This window comes from Sphingobacterium sp. ML3W (assembly GCF_000747525.1).
GTDB lineage: Bacteria > Bacteroidota > Bacteroidia > Sphingobacteriales > Sphingobacteriaceae > Sphingobacterium.
In genome coordinates this window covers 2703442-2726719 of the sequence record NZ_CP009278.1, presented here as the reverse complement: position 1 = coordinate 2726719, position 23278 = coordinate 2703442, and the positions used below count along the sequence as shown (strand labels likewise).

Annotated in this window: 16 protein-coding genes; 10 read left to right on the top strand and 6 right to left on the bottom strand. The window is 37.0% G+C overall.

Annotation, left to right across the window (positions count from 1 at the left end; translation table 11 throughout):
* The first annotated feature begins 38 nt into the window (after positions 1–38).
* From KO02_RS11530 to KO02_RS11505, 6 genes are read left to right on the top strand one after another with little or no spacing between them, the layout of a single operon-like run.
* Positions 39–2141, top strand: a complete 2103-nt coding sequence (locus tag KO02_RS11530; protein ID WP_038698456.1) for a HEPN domain-containing protein — start codon at positions 39–41, stop codon at positions 2139–2141.
* Between the two features lie 15 nt (positions 2142–2156).
* Positions 2157–2915 carry a uroporphyrinogen-III C-methyltransferase gene (gene cobA / locus KO02_RS11525; protein WP_038698454.1) on the top strand — a complete coding sequence of 253 codons (759 nt, stop codon included), beginning with the start codon at positions 2157–2159 and terminating at the stop codon, positions 2913–2915.
* Positions 2916–3500, top strand: a complete 585-nt coding sequence (locus KO02_RS11520) for a bifunctional precorrin-2 dehydrogenase/sirohydrochlorin ferrochelatase (RefSeq protein WP_038698452.1) — start codon at positions 2916–2918, stop codon at positions 3498–3500.
* Positions 3487–4188 (top strand): phosphoadenylyl-sulfate reductase, encoded by a 702-nt coding sequence (locus KO02_RS11515; protein WP_038698450.1) that lies wholly within the window; start codon positions 3487–3489, stop codon positions 4186–4188. Before KO02_RS11520 ends, KO02_RS11515 begins: the two co-directional genes overlap by 14 nt.
* Before the next feature lie 11 nt (positions 4189–4199).
* Entirely contained in the window at positions 4200–5090 is an 891-nt protein-coding gene (gene cysD / locus KO02_RS11510) for a sulfate adenylyltransferase subunit CysD (RefSeq protein ID WP_038698448.1), read from the top strand.
* Between the two features lie 35 nt (positions 5091–5125).
* A complete protein-coding gene (locus tag KO02_RS11505; protein WP_038698446.1) occupies positions 5126–6370 on the top strand; it encodes a sulfate adenylyltransferase subunit 1 in 1245 nt (414 codons plus the stop codon).
* A gap of 66 nt (positions 6371–6436) precedes the next feature.
* Here the strand turns inward: KO02_RS11505 and KO02_RS11500 are convergent, their stop codons facing one another.
* The 3 genes from KO02_RS11500 to KO02_RS11490 form a co-directional block, all read right to left on the bottom strand.
* Entirely contained in the window at positions 6437–10996 is a 4560-nt protein-coding gene (locus KO02_RS11500; RefSeq protein ID WP_038698444.1) for an efflux RND transporter permease subunit, read from the bottom strand.
* Between the two features lie 22 nt (positions 10997–11018).
* A complete protein-coding gene (locus KO02_RS11495; RefSeq protein ID WP_038698442.1) occupies positions 11019–12128 on the bottom strand; it encodes an efflux RND transporter periplasmic adaptor subunit in 1110 nt (369 codons plus the stop codon).
* Positions 12129–12232: 104 nt separating this feature from the next.
* Positions 12233–12610: a hypothetical protein gene (locus KO02_RS11490; protein WP_038698440.1), complete on the bottom strand. Its 378-nt coding sequence runs from the start codon at positions 12608–12610 to the stop codon at positions 12233–12235.
* A 108-nt stretch (positions 12611–12718) separates the two neighbouring features.
* Here KO02_RS11490 and KO02_RS11485 point away from each other — a divergent pair, with 108 nt between their 5' ends.
* The 3 genes from KO02_RS11485 to KO02_RS11475 all read left to right on the top strand — a co-directional run bounded on the left by KO02_RS11485 (position 12719) and on the right by KO02_RS11475 (position 15694).
* Positions 12719–13894, top strand: a complete 1176-nt coding sequence (locus KO02_RS11485; protein WP_038694773.1) for an IS4 family transposase — start codon at positions 12719–12721, stop codon at positions 13892–13894.
* A gap of 897 nt (positions 13895–14791) precedes the next feature.
* A complete protein-coding gene (locus tag KO02_RS11480; protein ID WP_038702571.1) occupies positions 14792–15322 on the top strand; it encodes a YceI family protein in 531 nt (176 codons plus the stop codon).
* 39 nt (positions 15323–15361) lie between these two features.
* On the top strand, positions 15362–15694 hold the full coding sequence (locus KO02_RS11475) for a HopJ type III effector protein (RefSeq protein ID WP_038698438.1): 333 nt from the start codon (positions 15362–15364) through the stop codon (positions 15692–15694).
* A 49-nt stretch (positions 15695–15743) separates the two neighbouring features.
* Here the strand turns inward: KO02_RS11475 and KO02_RS11470 are convergent, their stop codons facing one another.
* The 3 genes from KO02_RS11470 to KO02_RS24370 all read right to left on the bottom strand — a co-directional run bounded on the left by KO02_RS11470 (position 15744) and on the right by KO02_RS24370 (position 21659).
* Complete coding sequence (locus tag KO02_RS11470) at positions 15744–16973, bottom strand: efflux RND transporter periplasmic adaptor subunit (protein ID WP_051959887.1); 1230 nt, start codon at positions 16971–16973, stop codon at positions 15744–15746.
* 5 nt (positions 16974–16978) lie between these two features.
* A complete protein-coding gene (locus KO02_RS11465; RefSeq protein ID WP_038698436.1) occupies positions 16979–21301 on the bottom strand; it encodes a CusA/CzcA family heavy metal efflux RND transporter in 4323 nt (1440 codons plus the stop codon).
* 91 nt (positions 21302–21392) lie between these two features.
* Positions 21393–21659, bottom strand: coding sequence for a hypothetical protein (locus KO02_RS24370; protein WP_410528215.1), 267 nt, complete (start codon positions 21657–21659; stop codon positions 21393–21395).
* 216 nt (positions 21660–21875) lie between these two features.
* Between KO02_RS24370 and gdhA the strand changes: the two genes are divergently transcribed.
* A complete protein-coding gene (gene gdhA / locus KO02_RS11460) occupies positions 21876–23207 on the top strand; it encodes an NADP-specific glutamate dehydrogenase (protein ID WP_038698434.1) in 1332 nt (443 codons plus the stop codon).
* Positions 23208–23278: the final 71 nt, after the last annotated feature.

Below are 23278 nucleotides of genomic sequence, written 5' to 3'. Positions count from 1 at the left end.
ACTAATAGAGGAAGACCAAATAAATACAATTTCAGCATATGCAAAGTTTCCGTACAGAACTTGAAAACCCTGTGGTTGAACAAGAGATTATTGAGTTAGAGAAAAAAATCAGACTTTTTCAAGAAGGTAAAATTACCGACGAAAAATTTCGTTCACTGCGGCTCGCAAGAGGGGTCTATGGCCAACGTCAGCCCGGTGTACAAATGGTTCGTATTAAATTGCCTTTTGGGAAAGCAACTTTCAAACAAGTGATAAAAATATCAGATGTCTCTGATGAATATGCGATACGCAATTTGCATATCACAACAAGACAGGATATCCAGATTCACTTCGTTAGTTTAGATCGCACACCCGAATTGTGGGCAAAATTGGCGGAAGATGATATTACTTTAAGAGAGGCTTGTGGAAATACGGTCCGAAATGTAACAGCTTCACCTACTGCCGGTATTGACCCTAAAGAACCTTTTGATGTTTCTCCTTATGCTCAAGCTGTTTTCGAATTTTGTTTAAGAAATCCGATATGTGCAGAAATGGGTAGAAAATTTAAGATGTCGTTTTCATCTTCGGATGATGATACTGCTTTTTCTTATATCCATGATCTTGGTTTTATCCCTAAAATTAAAGTTATTGATGGTCAGGAAGTACGTGGTTTCAAAGTGTTGCTGGGAGGCGGATTGGGTGCACAACCTTTTTTGGCTTACTTGGTACACGAGTTTTTGTCCGAAGATCAATTGATTCCTTTCGTTGAATCTTCTTTACGTGTATTTGATCGTTATGGCGAAAGAAATAATAGAAACAAAGCTCGTTTTAAATATTTAATACAAAAATTGGGTATTGATGAGGTGCTCAGATTAATTGCTGAAGAGCGTGTTGCTAATGATTTGAAATCATTTACGATCGATCGTACGACAATCTCTCAACCTGTCATTCCAACGAATAGCGCTATTGCCCCTCTTGATCTTGATTCGGATGCTGCCTATAAGGTGTGGCAAGAAACGAATACTTTTGAACAGAAGCAAAAAGGTTATTATGGTGTTTTTGTGAAGGTTTTAACGGGCGATCTTCCTACCGAAAAAGCAAGGATTTTAGTTGCAGGATTGGAAGGCTTAGTTGCTGACGAGATTCGTTTTACACAAAATCAAGGCTTACTGTTGAAGTATGCAACGGCGGTTTCGTTACCTCATATCTATAAACTATTAACCGAACTAGAGCTTGCTTCTCCTGGATTTGAAAGCACGACTGATGTTACAACTTGTCCTGGGACTGACACCTGTAACCTCGGTATTTCGAATAGCACTGAAATGGCACGGGTCATCGAAACCTATATTCGCGAATTTTATGCTGATTTCGTTTACAATCGTGAATTGAAGATTAAAATATCTGGATGTATGAACTCTTGTGGTCAACATGGTTTGGCTCATTTGGGGTTCCATGGTAGTTCTGTTAAAGCAAATGGTAAAGTAGTACCAGCGGCTCAAGTGATGATTGGCGGTGGTACGGTTGGCGACGGCGTGGGCCGTGTGGCAGAGAGAATTATTAAAGTCCCGACCAAAAGGGTATTGCACGTGGTTGATCTGGTATTGACTGACTATAAAAATAATGTCCAGGAGGGGGAAAATTTTCATGCTTACTACGATCGCCAAACAAAAAGTCACTTTTATACATTGCTGAAGCCATTAGCGGATCTGACAACATTATCTGATGATGAATATATCGACTGGGGACATCAAGATACTTTTGAAACAGCCATTGGAGTTGGTGAGTGTGCGGGTGTCATGATAGATCTTGTAACAACGTTGATTTATGAAGCTGAGGAAAAAAGAGATTGGGCACTTTCAGCTTATTCTGAAGGAAAATATGCCGATGCTATATATCATACCTATAGTTCATTTGTAGGAAGTGCTAAAGCATTATTATTGGATAAGGGTGTCAATGTTAGTACACAGCATGCTGTTATACAGGAGTTTCAAACTCAGTTTGTAGAGCAGGAATTATTTGAGTTAGAAACTCCATTTCCAGAGTTAGTGTTACAAATAAATAAAAATGAACCTTCACAAACATTCGCAGACACGTATATAAAGAGTTTAAATACTTTCTTTGAGACGGTGTATGCCTATAGAAATTTAGTGAAAGTCAATTAATGAGGAGGTTAGAAGATGAATATTAAACCCAAAGTTACCTTGGTCGGAGCTGGCCCTGGAGATCCCGAATTAATCAGTTTAAAAGGAATTAAGGCTATAAAATCTGCTGATGTAATTTTATATGATGCATTGGTGGATGAAAGTTTATTGGATTACGCAAGTGAAACGTGTACAAAAATATATGTTGGAAAACGTGCAGAACAATTGTCTACTTCGCAAGATCAAATCAATCAATTGTTGGTAGATTATGCCTTAACGCATGGACATGTGGTACGCTTGAAAGGTGGGGATCCATTTGTTTTTGGTCGTGGAGGAGAAGAATTAGATTTCGTGAATCAATATGATATTGAAACAGCGGTAGTTCCAGGTATTTCTTCTAGTATAGGATTAACTGGTCTTCAAAAGATTCCTTTGACTTATCGTGGTATTAGTGAAAGTTTTTGGGTAATAACTGGCTCTACGACGTCGGGAAAGCTTTCGGATGACTTATACGCTGCTGTTCAAACGAATGCGACTGTTGTCGTGCTGATGGGTTTTGGTAAGTTGACTGAAATAGTAGACCTATATAAACAGCATGGAAAGGAAAACCTTCCTATTGCCTTAATACAGAATGGTTCTTTGCCCAATGAAAAAATCATCATCGGTACGATAGCTGATATTTTGGATGAAACACAGGAAAAACGTATTGGTGTACCTGCAATTATTATTTTAGGGGAAGTAGTTTCTAAACACCCTAATTTCAAACAGATTGTTCAAAAATTTGCAACGGTTTAAATGAATACACTATTTCCAATTTTTATAAAACCAGATCAAATTCAAATCCTATTGGTAGGAGGCGGCCCTATTGGATTAGAAAAATTTCAGGCCATTATCCAAAATAATGAAAATGCTAACATCACGGTTGTCGCTTCTGAAATATGCAGTGAATTTAAAGCTGTTTTATTACAGTATAGCCATATCATTATTGCCGAACGTGATTTTATCCAAGAGGATCTACAGAGAAAGCATATCGTGATTTTAGCAACAAACAATCATGAACTTAATGATGCGATAAGAGATTTAGCGACAGCACAATGCATACTTTTAAACGCTGCTGATAAACCAGCACTATGCGATTTTTATCTGGGATCAATTGTTAAAAAAGGAAATTTGAAAATTGCGATCTCTACAAATGGAAAATCACCAACAATTGCAAAGAGAGTGAAGGAGTTTCTACAGGAAATGTTACCGAATGAAATTGATGAAACATTGGAATTAATGAATCAATTGCGCGAGCAGCTCAAAGGGGATTTTCAAGAGAAGGTCTCCGCACTGAATAAACATACTAAATCGTTGATTGAGAAAGATGGAAATTACTAAAATTAAAGCGATTTTATCCGGTAAAAATGGTGTAGAATTACTTCAGGCAATTGCGGAGCAATATCCCGGCCAAGTAATTTTTTCGACGTCTTTTGGTATTGAGGACCAAATCATTACGGATTGGATCGGTAATAAAAAGCTGGATATTAAAATATTCACTTTGGATACGGGTCGATTATTTAAAGAGACCTATTCGCTTTGGAGCAGAACTTTGGAACGTTACGGGATCGCGATTGATACGTATTATCCCAATACCGAAGAGATTCAAAAATTTGTATCGCAAAAAGGTCCTAATGCCTTTTACGAATCGGTAGAAAACAGAAAGACATGCTGTTATATCAGAAAGATAGAGCCGCTACAAAGAGCTATAAAAGGTGCGAAAATTTGGATTACAGGTATTAGAGCTGAGCAATCGCTCAACCGTCATGACATGGAGTACATCGAATATGATGAGGTGAACGATATCATCAAGATTCACCCTTTGTTTGATTGGACTTTTGAAATGATAAATAGTTATGTAAAAAGTGAACGTATCCCATATAATGTCTTACATGATAAAGGCTTTCCAAGTATTGGATGTGCCCCTTGCACAAGAGCGATACAAGATGGTGAAGATTTTCGTGCTGGTCGTTGGTGGTGGGAAGACCAAAGTAAAAAGGAGTGTGGATTACATGTGACAACAAAATAAAAGAAGATTAAATGGATTATTTAGATCAACTAGAAGCAGAATCAATTTATATATTACGTGAAGTAGCTGGACAATTTGAGAATCCTGCATTATTATTTTCAGGAGGAAAAGACTCCATTACATTGGTTCACTTGGCTTTAAAAGCATTTAGACCTGGTAAATTCCCTTTTCCCTTAGTACACATAGATACGGGGCATAACTTTCCAGAAACGATTGCATATCGCGACTGGTTGATTGACCAAATCGGGGAACGTCTAATCGTTGGGCATGTGCAGGATAGTATTGATGCGGGTAAGGTCGTAGAGCAAAAGGGGAAAAATGCGAGTAGAAATGCATTACAAACCGTTACACTTTTGGACACTATAGCCGCAAACGGTTTTGACGCATGTATAGGTGGCGCCCGTCGTGACGAGGAGAAGGCAAGGGCAAAAGAACGTGTTTTTTCAGTACGCGATGAATTTGGCCAGTGGGACCCTAAGCGTCAGCGTCCGGAGCTCTGGAATATTTTCAATGGTAAAATAAATAAGGGAGAGAATGTACGTGTATTTCCAATATCAAACTGGACAGAACTGGATGTTTGGAATTATATTAAACGTGAAAACATAAAACTGCCCAGTATTTATTTCAGCCACGAACGGGAGGTCATTACAAGAAATGGTCAATTAATGGCAGCGGCATCTTTTTTAAATATGGACGCAGATGATATCATGGAAACTAAATTTGTGCGATTCCGTACTGTAGGTGATATGACTTGTACGGCAGCTGTTGACTCTCAAGCAACTGAACTGGATGATATAATAGCTGAAATAAAAGCTTCTACAGTTAGTGAGCGTGGTGCGCGAATGGATGATAAAGTATCGGAAGCTGCCATGGAAGATCGCAAAAAACAAGGATACTTTTAAGGTAAAGCAGGGATTTGAAAACTATAATTTAGCAAATGAAAATTTTAAAATTTATAACGGCAGGTTCTGTTGATGATGGTAAAAGCACCTTGATCGGCCGTCTCCTATATGATACAGATTCCATATTGGATGATCAGTTAGAGGCTATCAAAAAAGCTAATCGTAAAAATAATGATGGAACTGTTGATTTAGCTATTTTAACAGATGGATTGAAAGCGGAACGTGAACAGGGGATTACCATTGATGTGGCTTATAAATACTTTCAGACAGAGAAACGTAAATTCATCATTGCAGATGCACCTGGTCATATACAATACACGCGCAATATGATTACAGGAGCCTCTAATTCTGATTTAATCATCATATTAGTGGATGCTAGAAGGGGAGTGATCGAACAAACAAAGCGTCATTCTTTTTTGGCAAAACTATTGTCTTTGAAAAAAGTGCTCGTGTGTATCAACAAAATGGATATGGTTGATTATAATGAAGAGGTATTTAATAACATCAAGGCTGACTATCAACTTTTAGCTGACAAATTAGCATTGACCGATGTTGATTTTATGCCTGTTTCGGCCTTGAAAGGTGATAACATTGTATCTCCTTCAGAAAATACGGCCTGGTATACTGGCCCTTCCTTATTGTCTTATCTAGAAACTATTGAATTCCAAGAGTCTGAGGGGCAGGCATGGCGTTTACCCGTACAATGGGTGGTAAGGCCGCAAACTGATGAATTGCATGATTACCGTGGTTATGCCGGTCGTGTAGTAGGCAATGGATTGAAAACTGGAGATGATGTTATGATTTTACCCTCATCTATCAGAAGTAAAATTAAGCGCATAGAATTGGCTGGAGAACATCTAGAAAAAGCTGAAGATGGTCAGTCGGTTATTGTACATTTAACCGATCAGGTGGATATCAGTCGGGGAGATACTATTGTCTCCGTTCAATCCCCTGGGTTTGTGGAAAGAAGTTTTGAAGCGAATATCTGTTGGTTTGATAATAAACCATTGGATACATCTCAGGTTTATTTATTCCAAAATTTTGGACGGACAACAAAAATAAAAATTAATGAAGTTATTCATAAGATAGACATCAATAGCCATGAATATAAATATGGGGATGTGATTGCCTTGAATGACATTGGACGTGTGCACATTAAAGCTGCGGAAGATCTTTCTTTTGATATCTATCAAGAGCATCAAGCAACAGGACGAGGTATCATCATCGATCCACGGACTAATTTAACTGTTGCGGCTATCATGATTGAGTGTGTAGCTTAACTTATTCATAAACAAAAAGGTTCCCTTCTTTAAAGAAGGGAACCTTTTTGTTCATATTACTAATCTTTATTGCCAACCTCCGCCTAGCGCTTTGTAAAGCACTAATTGATTTAAGATTTTCTCTTCTAGAATATTCACTTGTTCAATTTGTGCCGCAAGTGACTCTCTTTGACTGGTGATGATTTCTAGGTAATTGATTCGACCAGCTAAAAATAAGTCGTTCGCAGAGTTTACGGATAATTCCAATGCAACTACTTGTTCATTTTTATGTTGAAAACGATCGACAATATGATCCTCGGTCAACAAGGCATTTGAAACCTCGTTGTAGGCCTGCAACACAATCTTTTCATACTGTAAAAAAGAGATTCCGTAGTTACCTTTGTAATGCTCATACTGAGTTTTCAATTCTCTTTGGTTGAAAATAGGCGCTGTTACACCTCCAAACAGACTGTATGTTGCCGATTTGTTAATATCGACCAATTTATCAAGACTGAAGGAATTCAGACCTACAAACGGGGACAATACAATAGTTGGAAGAAAGGCTGCCTTTGCTGCGTGAACCTCTTGTTCTGCAGCTAACATTTGATGTGAAGCTTCACGAATATCTGGCCTTAAGGCTAGCATCATCGCAGGGTCACCCGAAGCCAACTTATCAAATAAATGCACATCCTCCAAATTAAGCGCCGTACGTTGAATCGGCTCATTGATACGGCCTATTAGGAAGTTAATGTGATTTTCAAGGATACTAATTTCTTGTCTTGTTTTTGAACGATCTGATTTTGAATTTGCTAAAATTGCCTTGAATTGTTGAACAGCCAACTCGGTAGCCCGTCCAGCCTCCTTTTGTACTTCAATAATGGCTAAGGCTTTTTCCTGTAATTTTAAATTTCTTTCAAAAACAGCCAATTGATTATCTAAACTGATGAGCTGATAGTAGGCAGAACTAATATTGGAAACTAATTCTGTTGCTATCAATTGCTTTCCTTCTATCTGCGCTAGGTAATTTTCGTAAGCTGATTTTCTTTGTTTTTTCAATTTTCCCCAAACATCAATCTCCCATGAGCTACGGAGACCAACAAAATAATCTGGTACCGCAGGCGATGGAATTTTTTGGTCTGCTGTTAAATTTTCAGAAAAATTACCATCATAATTTCCAATCCCTTCTTCGGTATAGAAACCATATTTTGTCAAACCTGCACCAACTTCTGCATTTACTTTTGGATAAAGAGCGGCTTTTTTCTGTTTGAAACTTGCTTGTGCCATTTCAATACGTGTAATAGCCATTTGCAGGTCATGATTGTATAATAATGCCGAGTCAATCAGGGCAATGAGTTTTTTATCCTCAAATACTTTTCTCCAAGGAATTTGTGCTATTGATTCTTCAGTCCGCTCTATTTCAGGAGTAAATTTTTCCGGTAAAGTGGATGTCTGTTTTGGTATTAGATTTTTAGGAACAGAACAGCTTGATATGAGAAATAAAGCAATTACAATGGAAGTTACGGTTACTGCTTTTTTCTTATTTATCTTTGGTTTGCGTTTGGAGCAGAGTACATATAATGCAGGTATGATCAATACACCTATTATAGTACCGATTAACATACCCCCAACAGATGCTGTACCAATCGTTCTATTACCAATAGCACTTGCTCCTGACGAGAACATTAATGGAATCAAACCTGCCACGAAAGCAAATGAAGTCATTAAAATTGGTCTTAATCGGGCAATAGCACCATCGATGGCTGAATCTATTATGGACATGCCTTGCTTATGTTTCAGAACGGCATACTCGACAATTAATATGGCATTTTTACCCAATAGACCAATGAGCATAACAAGAGCTACTTGGGCATAGATGTTATTTTCCAAACCTAAAAGCTTCAAGAATATGAATGCACCGAACATACCTGCGGGAATACATAAAATTACAGGTAGGGGCAATAGGAAGCTCTCGTACTGCGCAGCTAATAAAAGGTATACAAATAGTAGGACCAATGCAAATATGTAAATAGTCTGATCTCCGGAGGCTATCTGTTCCTTAGTCATACCGGACCATTCAATACTGTATCCCTGTGGTAGCGTTTTTGCGATTTCTTGAATTGTCTCAATAGCTTGGCCGGTACTGTATCCAGCAGTTGGTTGACCATTGATCATAGCACTTGTAAACATATTATAACGGGTAATCTGTTCTGGACCAAACACACGCTTCATAGTGACGAATGCCGAGTATGGAACCATTTCTCCATTGTCTGTTTTTACAAAAAGATTTAAAACATCTTCAGGTTGTTTTCGATAATGGGCATCAGCTTGTACCATCACTTTATACATCTGTCCATATCTAATGAAATTAGTCGCGTAGAAGCTACCCATTAATGTTTGCAATGTATTCATTGCGTTATCTACTGATATTCCCTTCTTAGCTGCCAAATCATAGTCTATTTCGAGCATATACTGAGGGAAGTTGACGTCAAATCCAGAAGAAACACTCTCAATTGACTCACTTGCACTCAGCTTTTTCATAAAATCCTCTAATACAATAGCTGTTTTATTCAAATCCTCTGTTCCTGTTTTATCTAAAAGGCGTACTTCAAAACCAGCAGCATTTCCAAATCCTGGAACAGTGGGAGGTGGGAAAAACTCAATCTGGGCATCAGCAATATGAGCTGTCTTCTCTTTCAGCTCGTTCATGACATCATCAACAGTTTGGCTTCGGTCTTCCCAAGATTTTAGGTTAATCATTCCCATACCATACGAAGATCCTGATACTTCGGTTAATATACTGTATCCGGCAAGTGTAGAAACTGTTTCGACAGATTCTAAACTCCGAGAGATACGATCTACTTCGTCTAGTGCTTTTTCCGTTCTATCGACAGTGGCACCAGGAGGAGTTGTTACACTTACATACACCATACCCTGATCTTCTGTTGGGATGAAACCTGATGGTAGGATTGCACTTGTACCCCATGTGGCGATAAATGATATCACCAACACAAGCACTGTAAGTCCTCTACGACCCACCGTTTTGGTTAGAAATCCACGATATCTACCTGCTAACTTATCGTATGCACGATTGAACTTTTTAAAGAAGCGTGTCAACCAAGTATTTTTCTCTTTTTGGTCATGTGGATTTTTGAGCAAGAGCGCACATAGTGCCGGTGTTAAGGTTAATGCATTGATACCGGAAATAATAATAGCTGACGCTAATGTAAGTGAGAATTGTCGATAGAAAATACCAACTGGACCATCTAAAAATGCCACTGGTATAAATACTGCCGACATGACAAGTGTAATGGCAATTACGGCAGAACCCACTTCTTTCATCGCCGCGAGTGTTGCTTCCATTGGAGGAAGATTTTCTTCTTCCATCTTTGCGAAAACTGCCTCTACAACCACAATACCATTGTCAATTACAATTCCAATTGCCAATACGAGTGCAAAAAGGGTCAATAAATTGATCGAGAAGCCAAGCATTTGCATACAGAATAATGAACCAATCAAACTCACTGGAACAGCCAAAATGGGAATTAATGTTGCTCTAAAATTCTGTAAGAATATGAATACCACAATAAACACGAGTAAAAATGCTTCTAACAACGTTTTGATAACACTTGAAATAGACGCATCCAAAAAGCGAGAAACGTCGTAACCCATGGTGTACTTCATACCTGCAGGGAATGTTTCTTTTTGCAATTCAGCCATTCTATCTTTAACACTCTTGATTACATCTTGCGCATTAGAACCTGGCAATTGCTTCAACATAATAGACGCTGATGGCCTTCCGTCAGTTTTGGAAACCATCTCATAATCTAATGAACCAAATTCAATCTCTGCAACATCCTTAATTCTAATGATTGAGCCGTCCGCATTTGCGCGGATTGGCACATTTGCATATTCTTCAGGTTCAGAAAATTTACCCGGATAACGCAACACATATTGTTGCATGTTCACCATTTTATCCGAACTGATACCCGTCTGTCCAGGAGCGGCTTCGATATTTTGCTTCCTTAAAGCCTCAATCAATTCATCTGTGGATATTTGATAAGCCGCTAGGCGGTCAGGTTTAACCCAAACACGCATCGCATAATCTCGCATACCCATAATTTGAGCAAAACCTACACCTTCGATGCGTTTCAACTCTTTTAATACATTGATATCCGTAAAGTTGTAAATAAAACGTTCATCAGCAGTTTCATCTTCTGTATAGAGATTTAAATACATCAACATACTATTTACTTCTTTTTCGGTTGTTACTCCAGCTCGTGTTACCTCCTCAGGTAGCTCATCTAAAACCGTTGTAACACGGTTCTGCACATTCACGGCTGCAATATCGGGGTCTATTCCAACTTTAAAGACTACTTGAATAAGCGTTGTACCGTTATTAGTTGATACGGTATTCATAGAAGTCATGCCCGCAACGCCATTAATCGCTCTTTCCAGCGGGATTGCGACGGCATTGGTACTGACTTCTGCATTAGCTCCAGTATAATTTGCCGTTACAACAACAGAGGGAGGAACAATATCTGGAAACTGCGTTACAGGCAGCGTAAATAAAGCCAATAATCCTAATAACGTTATAAATAATGAAATTACTAACGATAAGATTGGCCTTTTTATATAAACATCAAACATAAAATTTTTCTAAAACAAACTATTATAACTTATTGGAAATAACCTCGACCTTCATACCATCTTTAAGCGCTTGTATACCTTCATATACAATTTTATCGGTGTCCGATAATCCTGCATTTACAATATAATAGTGACCTACACGCTGTCCAGCCTCGAAAGACTTCATCGAAACCGTATTATCCTTGTTTAATATATATACATATGTTTTATCTTGAATTTCAAATACAGATTTCTGATGGACAAATCTGGTGTCACCTGTTTGAATTGGTACAGATATTTTCCCTGAAGCACCATGTTTTAACATTCCCTGGGGATTCACAAATCTCGCACGCAATGAGATTGATCCTGTATTTTTTTCAAATTCACTCTCTACGATTGCAGCTTTTCCTGGATATGGATATGTATTCCCGTCTGCCAAAATTAATTTTACATCTTTATTAAATGAGTTTTGATTGAATGAAGAGTCGGACACAATACTGAGGTACTCATTCTCTGAAATATCAAAATATACATTCACTTCTTTAAGAGAGGATACGGTAGTCAACAGTGAACCCTGTGCTAAGAGCGAACCTTCTTTCAGGGGAATCCTGTCAATTTTGCCATCAAAAGGAGCACGGACGAGTGTATAATCTAATTGCGTTTTGGCTTGTTGCATAATTGACCTTGCCTCTTCGACTTTAGATTCAGCTGCTGTATGTTGAAGTTGAAGCAATTCAACTTCTGTTTTACTTACAATATTTTTAGCCGCTAGATCTTGTGTTCTTTCTAATTCAAGAACCACCTTTTTCACATCAGTCAACGCGGTATTAAAATTTGCTTTAGCACGTGCATAATCAGCCTTATACTCTTCATCGCTAAGCTTGAACAATACTTGACCTTTCTTAACTGCAGCACCCTCATCTATATAAATATGCTCTAAAAAACCACTTAAACGCGATCTTAATTCAATGTTTTTAACCGACTGTATATCAGCAATATAATCTTTATATATAGTAGTATCCATAACTACTAAAGTGGAAATAGGTACTTTTTTTAGAGATGTACTAACTTGTTTATCATTACTCTTAGCCGTACAAGCAGATAAAATCGCAAGGCACGACAAAGCATACCAAGACATGGAACTTTTTTTCATATGAAATTTAAATTATTAAAAATAGATTGACAATAGACTAAACATCTATATCATAGTGTGTTGTGACCTATTTGATCACCGTAGAAAATAGGGTAGGAGTTAATTTAGAATAAACTATATCGGTATAAATACTGATAATAGCCTGATAAGCAGGAATTTTTCTTGCTGTAAAGTGGGTGTTTTTTATGTTTTAGTATGGAGTATGCTGAATATAAAATTCCTAAAACAAAAATGAAAATGGATAGAATCTGATGATTGAAATTAAATATGCGATAGTCATCAAATTGAACTTCTGAATCTTTTTCGGGAATTTCAATGGGAATATCCAATACGTCATCCAAAACAAATTCAAGTAGTGAATCCCCAGTAAAATATTGGATTGCAGCATTTGTTGCACGCGCATTAGTGTTGACGCCAGCCTCGTAAAAAAGGATGTTCAAGTAACCAAATAACGCCAAGAAGTGAAATATTTTAATCCACATAAAAAACAAATATATAAAATCAGTAGCGTCCTAAACGTTGAAAAAAGTGGCGGTGTTTTGCTATAGCAAAGTTGCTATATTTAAATCGTCAAATTTTAACACACCGCCATGGTAAATTTAAACGTTTTTAGTCAGATTTTATCACTTATCGACCGCGAATTATTCAAGGTTTTGGTTGCTAAGCACAAGAGTGACAAACATTGTAAAGGGATCAACAGCTGGACGCATCTTGCTAGCATGTTGTTTTGCCATTTTTCTTCTGCAGATTCAGTTCGTGATATCAGTAATGGCTTACGTAGTACGACTGGTAATTTGAACCATTTAGGTGTTGGTAGAGCACCCAGCAAGTCCAATATTTCCTATATCAACAAGCACCGCACCCATGAACTCTTTAAAGATCTGTACTTTTCGCTATTAGATAAGCTATGGCAAAAGGATACCCATTTGCGCAAAGATCTAACGCAATTAAAGCGCAAGGTTTATCTGATGGATGCCAGTATCATCCCTTTATGTTTATCTGTATTTGACTGGGCTAAATTTAGAAGCACCAAAGGTGCTGTAAAACTGCACACTGTGCTGGATTATGATGGATGTCTTCCTGTTTTCATGCAGATTACAGACGGGAAAGTTCATGAAAGCCAGCGTGCGGGTAGCTATAGTTTTTCCAAAGGAAGCGTTGTAGTGGTGGATAGAGGTTATGTGGATTACAACTGGCTCGGGGATTTGGACAGCAGAGGTTGTTATTTTGTTACCAGGAGTAAAACTAACATGAAGTACAACGTTATCAAGTCATACCAGAGTGAAGCACTCCTTGAAAAGGGAATCATTAAAGATGAGATCATTGAGCTTTCTGGTCCATCAGCAGATAGATACAACTCTAAACCATTACGCTTGATTCACTTTTGGGACAGCAGCACAGACAACCAGTACCACTTTCTGACAAATAATATCCAATGGAAGGCATCACTAGTAGCTAACATTTATAAACAGCGATGGCAGATCGAGATTTTCTTCAAGCATCTGAAGCAACGCTTAAAAATATCATCTTTTGTGGGTACTTCTGAAAATGCGGTCATGATCCAAATATGGACTTCGTTGATTGGAATATTACTGCTCAAATACCTTCAGAAGAAGGCTAAATACGATTGGAATCTGTCTAACTTGGTCGGGTTTATCAGGATGAATATATTCGTGAAAATAAATATATGGCAATGGATAGATGATCCTTTTATCAGGCCACCAGTTAAGGGTAAAAATGGACAGCTACAGATATTCTCAGACTAAAAAATAGGGTCAAAATTGAAATTATCTAAAAATAGATACTGTTTCAAGGGAAACACGCGCCTAAAATTTATTTAGGACGGAAGTGTTATAAAATCAAATAGTTATGTTGGAACATCTACATAAATATTACAAAAGTTAAACATAAGCTTAACATAGCATAAAGAGCATAATGCGGTAATTTGTAATGGCTGAGAAGTGAATATAATTTTCAAACTAGATATAGAAATCATTTAAACTAAATGATATGTTCTGCTAATATTGTCCCATACTTGGAATAAGAATGATATTCTATATAAGCGATGGTAAAAGATGCTATTTTGTAATGGCTGAGAATTGCATTAAAATTTTCTACAAGACAAATGTCCATTTTATTTAAACCACGTTTTTCAAATTTCGGACTCATTTCTAATCATGTTATAAACGTCATCAACAATACTATGTAGATTTCGGGAATTTGATTTAATTGAACTGGGTTTTGTTAAAATAAAATGTAAACTTAAAACTAACCGAAGATTTGAATTGAGACTACAAGTGCAACGACGAACCACAGCGTATCTTATAATCAGCGCTTTAATAAGTCGTATAATATATATTATGTTAAATAGAAATTATTTTCACTCCTTATTACCCAAAGATTTTTGCCTGAAAAATATTCTAAATCATCAAATGGAAGTCAATTTATTTCATAATTGAACCGTTTTAAGTTAAGATATCAGAGCCAATAGCCAAACTAGAACTGACCATACCTCTAAAAGAACTATAAAAACTTAAGAGTCGACAAACGTGCATATACTTATTTTTCAAGTATTTGACTTTCATAGCTAGTTACAATACTTTTGGATATCGGCTATTAATTTGTAAATTTAGGTATCGATGACCTATAAATGTATAAATCGTATGAAAAAATCAAAATGGATCATAGACTCAACACATTCCTCTGTTCAATTCCGTATCACCTACTTGGTAATTGCTTCAATTAGAGGAAGTTTTAACACGTTTGATGGCTTTGCTGAATGGGGTGAGCATTTTGAAAATGCAGCAATACAATTCAATATCGATGCGAATAGCATCAATACTAATGTAGAAGAACGCGATAAGCATCTAAAAAGTTCAGATTTTTTTGATACTGAACACTATCCGACGATTGCCTTCAAATCCACTCATTTTACAAAGATAAAAAATGAAAAATTCAGATTAGAAGGTTATTTGACCATGCATGGTCATACAAAACTTGTGGAATTAAAGGTTGAGTACAATGGTAAGATTATAGATCAGCATGGCCAGGAAAAGATTTCATTTGAAGTTACAGGTAAAGTTAGCAGATGGGAATTTGATATGAAATATAATTCTGTCTTAGAAGCAAATAGCCTGTTGATTGATGAAGATATTGATATTTCAATTCACTTATTGCTGAGTAAACAACAATAAAAGTATTATTTTGCACGCATAAATTTATATTTTATTAAAATGGCGCACGAACTTTTAAAAAGAATAGCGAATCAAGAGATTATTTTCTCCGATGTTTTAACTTATATAGCATCTCAATATGTATACACTCCTACTGCGTTTACAAATGGGAATCAAGTTAATGAGGAAACAGAAAATCAAGGTAGTGCAAAAGTGTTGGCTTTTGCCAAAATAAATAATCTGGACAAGAATCAAACATTGGCATTATTCGCAGAACATTATCAAGCAGTTTTAAATGATCCAAATGGTGATAATCATCAAAATATACGGCAATTCATGCATAATGGATGGGACGCGGTCTCCTTTAGTGGTGTTGTTTTGACTAAAAAATAGGTTTTAATCGATAGGCCGTTGTTAATCACAATAGCCTATCGATTAAAACTTAATGAGAATGCTCTCCTGAGTTCGTCATTTTTGCTAACAAAAAGAAAGCTCCTTTCTGAACGATCTTAGTATCTTCACTTATTTCTTTTACAGGCGTAATAGCAGTAAATCCACGTGAAGACACTCCCTTAACAACTGTTATTCTTTCATATTCATTTCCAGTACTTTCGTGGTTGTGATCTTCATGCTCCCCCTTCTTTGCACTTTCGATCTGTTCATGACTAGGTTGTTCTTCCTTTAATATAAAGATGTAATCTTTACCTTCGGTACTAACAATGCACTCTGCAGGAACGGCTAAAGATTTGGAATCACCAATGATAATGGTTCCCTGCACCTGCATACCATTAATTAACCCCTCTTTATTGCCTAGCACCTGTGCATGAACGGCTATAGCATTAGTCTCTTTTTCAAATGCTTGTCCTAAATGATCGATTTGTGCTTCGTAAGAAACATTTGCATTATTGACAGGAGAAAATAGAATTTTTTGTCCCTTTTTAACTTTCGAAAAATCCTTTTCATATACATACATATCCACATGTAAAGCGTCATTGTTTACAATCTCCAAGATTGGTGAAGATGCCTCTATACGTGTCCCTATCAATCCTTGAATGGATGCCACAACTCCAGTAATAGGAGCCTTTATCGTAATCTGTGAGGATATAAGTAAAGAGCCACCTCCAGCAGACAATTGCCTCGATAGACTGTTCTTCTGAGCCTTCAAGTTCGCAAGCTCTACCTCTACTTGTTGTAATTTCTTTAGCGGTGCAGCGTTTCCTTCTACCAACTCTTGCTGGCGATTAACTTCTATTTGCGTCAGGGAAATTTGATTATTAATCAGCTGTAATTGTTCTTGCATCTTAATAAGATCCGGATTTAGAACTTTACCTAAGACTTGTCCTTTCTTAACAAAATCTCCCGGTCTTGCATATAACTCTTCCAATACTCCACCGTATACTGATGTAACATATGCCTTCTTATCATTAGGAACATCAAGTACACCGTTTAGTACTAAACCGTTACTTAACATCTGATAGGTTAGTTTTGTATATGTAAGACCTACTTGCTTCTCTTGTGCTGGTGTAAGCGTAAGTGCTTCTTCTTCCTCGTGTTCGTGAGCTCCTTGCTCCTCTGTGCCCTGCTTTTCACTGGAAGAATTTGTTTGACAACTAACAGCAATAATACTGCTAGTGAAAAATAAACTATATCGAATTAAAAACTTTAGTTTCATGATATTTAATTTGAATGGTAATATTGATACTGAATCACACTTTGATTGTACGCATTCAAAGCTGTTAGATAATTAATCTTGATATCAATGGACTGTGATAAAAATTGGATAAGATCTGCGTAACTGATTTCACCACTTTGATAAGCCAAATTGGCCGCCTTCATAATGCCCTCAGATTGTTTTAATCCAGATTGTTCATAAAACTGCAGTTGTTTTTCATTTTTGATGATTTCTTTTTTTGCATTCCCCTCCTGTGCTGTTAGGGTCAATTTTAGTTGCTTCAATTCTTGCTTTTCTATTGCGGTCTCCAATGCAGCTACCTTTACTTTATTTTGATAATATTTATTAGAGAAAAGAGGCGCATTTACCGTTATTGAAATTCCAGTTACAGGATTGCGCTGTCCCCAAAGTTTTTGAGAAAATGCTCTACCTGAAAAATCAGGTAATTTTGCTTGCTCTTCCATTTTTGTATTCGCCTCTGCTATCTCAATTGTTTTTTGCTGTATTTTAACTAAGGGGTGCTCTCCTACGGAATCTGGATATTGAATCGTGCTAATTTTCTGCAATGAGGCTTTTATAGGTAAAATAAGGGTGTTATAATTTAATAAAACACTGAAATTTTGAGCAGCCATTGCTAAATCTTGCTCATTTTGGAGCATTATTGTTTTATTCTCTTGCCATTTTGTTTCTGCAGCCATTTGTTCCAATCCTGCTGCCTCTCCTGTTTTGACACGAAGTTTTGCAGATTCATATAACTTTTGATGGGTGCTATCCAGCTGTAGAAAAAAAGACTGTCTTGCTTCAAGATAAATAAGTTGATAATAATTCTGGGATACATCTCGTATCAATTGCTTTCTGGCATCTTCTCGTTGTTCTAAAACCATTTGGGAAGTCTTTTTTAAAAATTCTTTTCTGGCTTTGTAGAAACCTGGCCAAGCAAAGTCCTGACTTATCCCAATCTTCCAAAGTCCGTTTGGCTCTAAAGGTGAAAAATCTTCATTTTCAACAAAGACACCTGTTTTTGCATCAAAAGATTTCTGTTGATCAAGCTCTGATTTTTCAACTTCTAATGCTGTGTTTTTAAAATTAAAATTTGCATCTAATGCCTGTGCGATAGCATCCTCCAATTGAATCCGTTTTATATTTTCTTGAGCAAAACTGACATTGGAGAACGAAATAAACAAGATAACAATAGAAGTTAGGATTGTAGATTTTCCTATTTTCATTTTTTTTGTATTAAAAAATAGAATATATAAACATGGTAAAACAAAAAGTGTTAAGAAAGTGGCAGAAAGCAATCCACCTATAACTACGGTTGCTAATGGCTTTTGTACTTCTGCTCCTGCTCCTGTGCTTAAAGCCATTGGCAGGAAACCCAAAGAGGCTACAGTAGCTGTCATTAGAACTGGTCTTAAACGAATTTTCGTTCCTTCCCATACGCGCTGAAAGACATCGGATACACCTTCTTTCTCCAATTGATTAAATGTAGAAATCAGTACAATTCCATTTAATACCGCTACACCAAATAGCGCAATGAATCCAACACCGGCAGAGATACTAAAAGGCATATCTCGAATCAGGAGTGCAAAGACACCACCTATAGCACTCATAGGAATTGCAGTAAAGATTAATAAAGATTCCTTAAATGATCTAAATGTCAAATAAAGGAGTATAAAAATAAGCAATAATGCTCCAGGAACGGCTAAGGCCAATCTTTTTGTTGCTGCATTGAGATTTTCAAAAGTTCCTCCAAATGTATAATAATAACCTGTTGGCATCACATCCATTTGTGTCAGCTTGCTTTGTATTTCATTGACAACAGAAGTCACATCTCGATCTTTAATATTGAAACCGATAACGACCAGCCTTTTACCGGACTCTCGACTTATCTGTGCCGGACCATCTTTTATGTCAATTGTTGCCAGCTGACTCAATGGGATTTGCTCTCCGTTTCCCGTCAAGACAGGAAGATTTTCAACATCAGCCATCGATGTTTTGAAAGCACTATCTAAGCGTACAACTAAATCAAACTTTCTTTCATTTTCATATATCGACCCTGTGCTTGTACCTGCAAAAGACATCGCGATTACCTTATTCAAGTCATTGACGGTGGTATTATGTAGCGCTAACTGTGTCCGGTTATAAACAATGGATATCTGAGGTAGCCCCGTTGTACGTTCTATCTGCGGTGCTGATGCTCCGTCAACACTTTGTACGACTTGTCCTACACGACTTGCGATTGCCGCAAGTGTATCAATGTTTTCACCAAAAATTTTAATGGCAACATCTTGGCGCACACCTGTCATCAATTCATTGAAACGCATTTGTATGGGTTGAGAGGCCTCGAAAAAGACACCAGGTATCACGGATAGCGAGTCCAACATCCGATCTGCTAGTCCTGTATAAGTATCACCAGACTTCCATTCTGACATAGGCTTTAAGGTAATGATCATATCGGTTGCTTCCGGGGGCATAGGATCGGTAGGAATCTCTGCACTTCCGGTCTTACCTACAACAAGCTTAACTTCAGGGAATTTTTTGATAATTTTTGCTGCTTGCATAGAAGTTTCGATACTCTGAGAGAGGGATGATCCTTGTGGTAAAATACAGTGGAAAGCATAATCTCCCTCTTGTAATTGAGGGATAAATTCGCTGCCCATTTTACTGAAAAGGAATCCTGAAAAACCCAATAATACGATTGTCAATATAATTAATGCTTTCCTTAAGCGAACAGCTTTCTGAATAAGTGGTGTATACCACATTTGCAATTTAGCCATCATCTTATCTGCAAAAGTTTGTTTGTTTTGAAGCTTTTTGGATAAAAACAAGGCGCTCATCATTGGAATGTAGGTCAATGACAAAAGCAGGGCTCCTATAATGGCAAAACTGACCGTCTGTGCCATTGGTCCAAACATTTTTCCTTCTACGCCTACTAGTGTCAGTATTGGGATATAGACAATTAAAATGATGATTTCGCCAAAAGCGGCACTGTTACGTATTTTTGAAGAAGATTGATAGACTTCTTCATCCATTTCAACCTGAGACAGTACATGTTGACTTTTTCTAAGCCCCAAATGGTGCATAGTTGCCTCTACTACAATAAGTGCCCCATCTACGATAAGTCCAAAATCAATTGCTCCTAAACTCATCAAATTTGCGCTCACACCAAATACACGCATCATTCCCAATGCAAAAAGCATGGATAATGGAATAGCTGAGGCTACTATTAAACCTGCTCTTAGATTTCCTAAAAAAATCACTAAAACGAAGATTACAATTAAAGCACCCTCTATCAAATTCTTTTGTACTGTACTTATTGCACGATTTACAAGGTCTGTACGGTCGGAAAATGCCTCTACGACAATATCCTGAGGCAGAGATTGCTTGATCCGCTCCAACTTTTCCTTCACAGCAGCAACTACTTCAGCAGAATTTTGTCCTTTAAGCATCATAACAATTCCACCTACAGCTTCTTTTTCGCCGTTGTACGTAAGCGCTCCGTGTCGAACAGCTGACCCTTCACGGATCTCAGCCACATCCCTAATGTAAATTGGAAAACCATTTTTATTTTTCACGGCGACATTTCCAATGTCTTCCATTGATGTTAGCAGTCCGACCCCTCTTATGAAATATGCACTAGGTTTCTTATCGATGTAGGCACCACCTGTATTTTGATTGTTTTCTTCTAAGGCAGTGAAAATTTCATTGATTCCGACGCCTGTAGCTTTTAATTTATAGGGATTAACAGCGACTTCATATTGTTTTAATTTACCTCCAAAGCTATTTACTTCAGCAACGCCTGGAGTCCCATATAATTGTCTGGCGATAATCCAATCTTGCATTGTTCGTAAATCTGCAGCAGAGTATTTGGACTCAGCCCCTTTCACAGGGTGAATCACATACTGATAAATTTCGCCCAGTCCAGTACTTATTGGTGCTAATTCCGGACTTCCAAGACCATTTGGAATGTTTTCTTTTGCTTCCAATAACTTTTCATTAATCAATTGGCGAGCAAAATAAATATCGACATCATCATCGAATACAGCAGTGACTACAGATAATCCAAATCTTGATATGGATCTTAATTCTACTAGATCGGGTAAATTATTTAATTCTTGTTCAATAGGGTAAGTTACAAACTGTTCCACTTCTTGAGTCGCCAAAGCGGGAGAACTGGTGATGATTTGAACCTGATTATTCGTAATATCTGGATTTGCATCTATCGGAATGTGCAAAGCGCTCCATAGCCCCCAGATAATCCATATCAATGTTAAGAGTCCAATAATAAGTTTATTACGGATACTGAACCTGATGATTGCGTTCAACATAATATTCTATTTTAAAATAGCTGTACAAAAAGCTCATAACAAATTATGAGTGCATGAATTGAAGTTCGTTAGAACTTAAATAGAAATATTACTAAACGAGCTGTGGAGGTTGCCAGATACTGGAGTAATTAAAGGAATAGAAATTATTTTCATATGCGATTTCACCCTTTGAATGCAGAAAGATTACTACAAAAGATATCGCGGTAATTGGTTCAATATTTAAGACAATTGAGCAGCAGGAACATATGCAAAATGGGGAACAATTATCGGTATGATTTAGGTCCTCATGATTAACATGCCTAGCGCCAGTTTCCTGTCCATAAGAAAATACCTGTACCTGGTCGGCACAAGGAATCAACGTCAATGCGATGAAATATAAGCTTAGTATATAGACCAGTATCTTCAAATTCTCTAATTGAATATACTACAAAAATAATAAATTAATCAAGAATATGAAATCAATCTTAAGTTTTTAATTTTCACACGTAACTGGAACTTTTTATAAAAAAAATGTAATGAAATAAGTTTTATTTTTATATATTAGCAATTCAAAAGGGAAAATTTACTAAATTACATGTCAAACACTTTTAATGAATTCATAAATTACGTTGAGAAACGCAATCCAAATGAACCAGAATTTCTACAAGCTGTAGAGGAAGTTACAGAGGATTTAATTCCATTTATCACTAAAACTCATCCAGAATTACTTAAATTAAAGATTTTAGAAAGATTAGTTGAACCTGAACGCGTTATTTCATTTCGTGTGGCTTGGTTAAATGATAAAAATGAAGTTGAGATCAATAGAGGATATCGCGTTCAAATGAGCAGCGCTATAGGCCCTTATAAGGGAGGGTTGCGCTTTGCTCCTTCTGTCAACTTAAGTATTTTAAAATTCTTAGCATTCGAACAGGTATTCAAAAATAGTTTGACTGGATTACCTATTGGAGGTGGTAAAGGTGGAGCTGACTTTAATCCAAAAGGAAAATCAGACGCTGAGATTATGCGTTTCTGTCAAAGCTTTATGACCGAGCTGTTTAGACACATTGGTCCTGATACTGATGTCCCTGCTGGTGATATCGGTGTAGGAACTCGTGAAATCGGCTATTTATTCGGACAGTACAAAAGATTGCAAAATGCATTTACGGGCGTATTAACCGGTAAAGGAAGTGCATGGGGTGGTTCTTATACACGTCCTGAAGCAACAGGTTACGGATTACTTTATTTTGTTGAATGTATCTTTGATTTTAATAATCAGGATTTGAAAGACAAAACGGTTGCGATATCAGGTGCGGGCAATGTGGCTTATTACGCCGCGGAAAAATCAATTCATTTAGGAGCGAAGGTTATTACTCTATCAAATAGTCAAGGAACCATTTATGATGAAGAAGGTATAACCTCAGAGAAATTAGTATACATTGGGACAATTGGTCGCGATTTAGATCAGTATATTCTTAAATACCCTAATGCGAAATATTACACCGATAAGAAACCATGGGATTTTAAATGTGATATCGCACTTCCTTGTGCAACGCAAAATGAATTAACTAAAGAAGATGCACTTACTTTAATTGGAAATGGTTGTCAATGTGTAGCTGAAGGTGCCAACATGCCATCAACAGCAGAAGCAATAAAGATTTTCCACGATGCAAAAATTAGTTTTGCGCCTGGTAAAGCTGCTAATGCTGGCGGGGTGGCAGTATCTGGATTAGAAATGTCACAAAACTCTATTCGTCAACAATGGACAAAAGAAGAAGTCGATTGTAAACTAAAAGATATTATGGTCAATATACATAAGACTTGTGTGAAATATGGTCATGACAAAACCTATATCAACTACTTAAAAGGGGCCAATATTGGTGGATTCCTGAAAGTAGCGAGAGCAATGAAAGAACAAGGAATCGTTTAATAATACGTTGTATTTTTTCCATAAAGCGGTTAATCCTTCTATCGGATTAACCGCTTTTTTTTTATTTACTT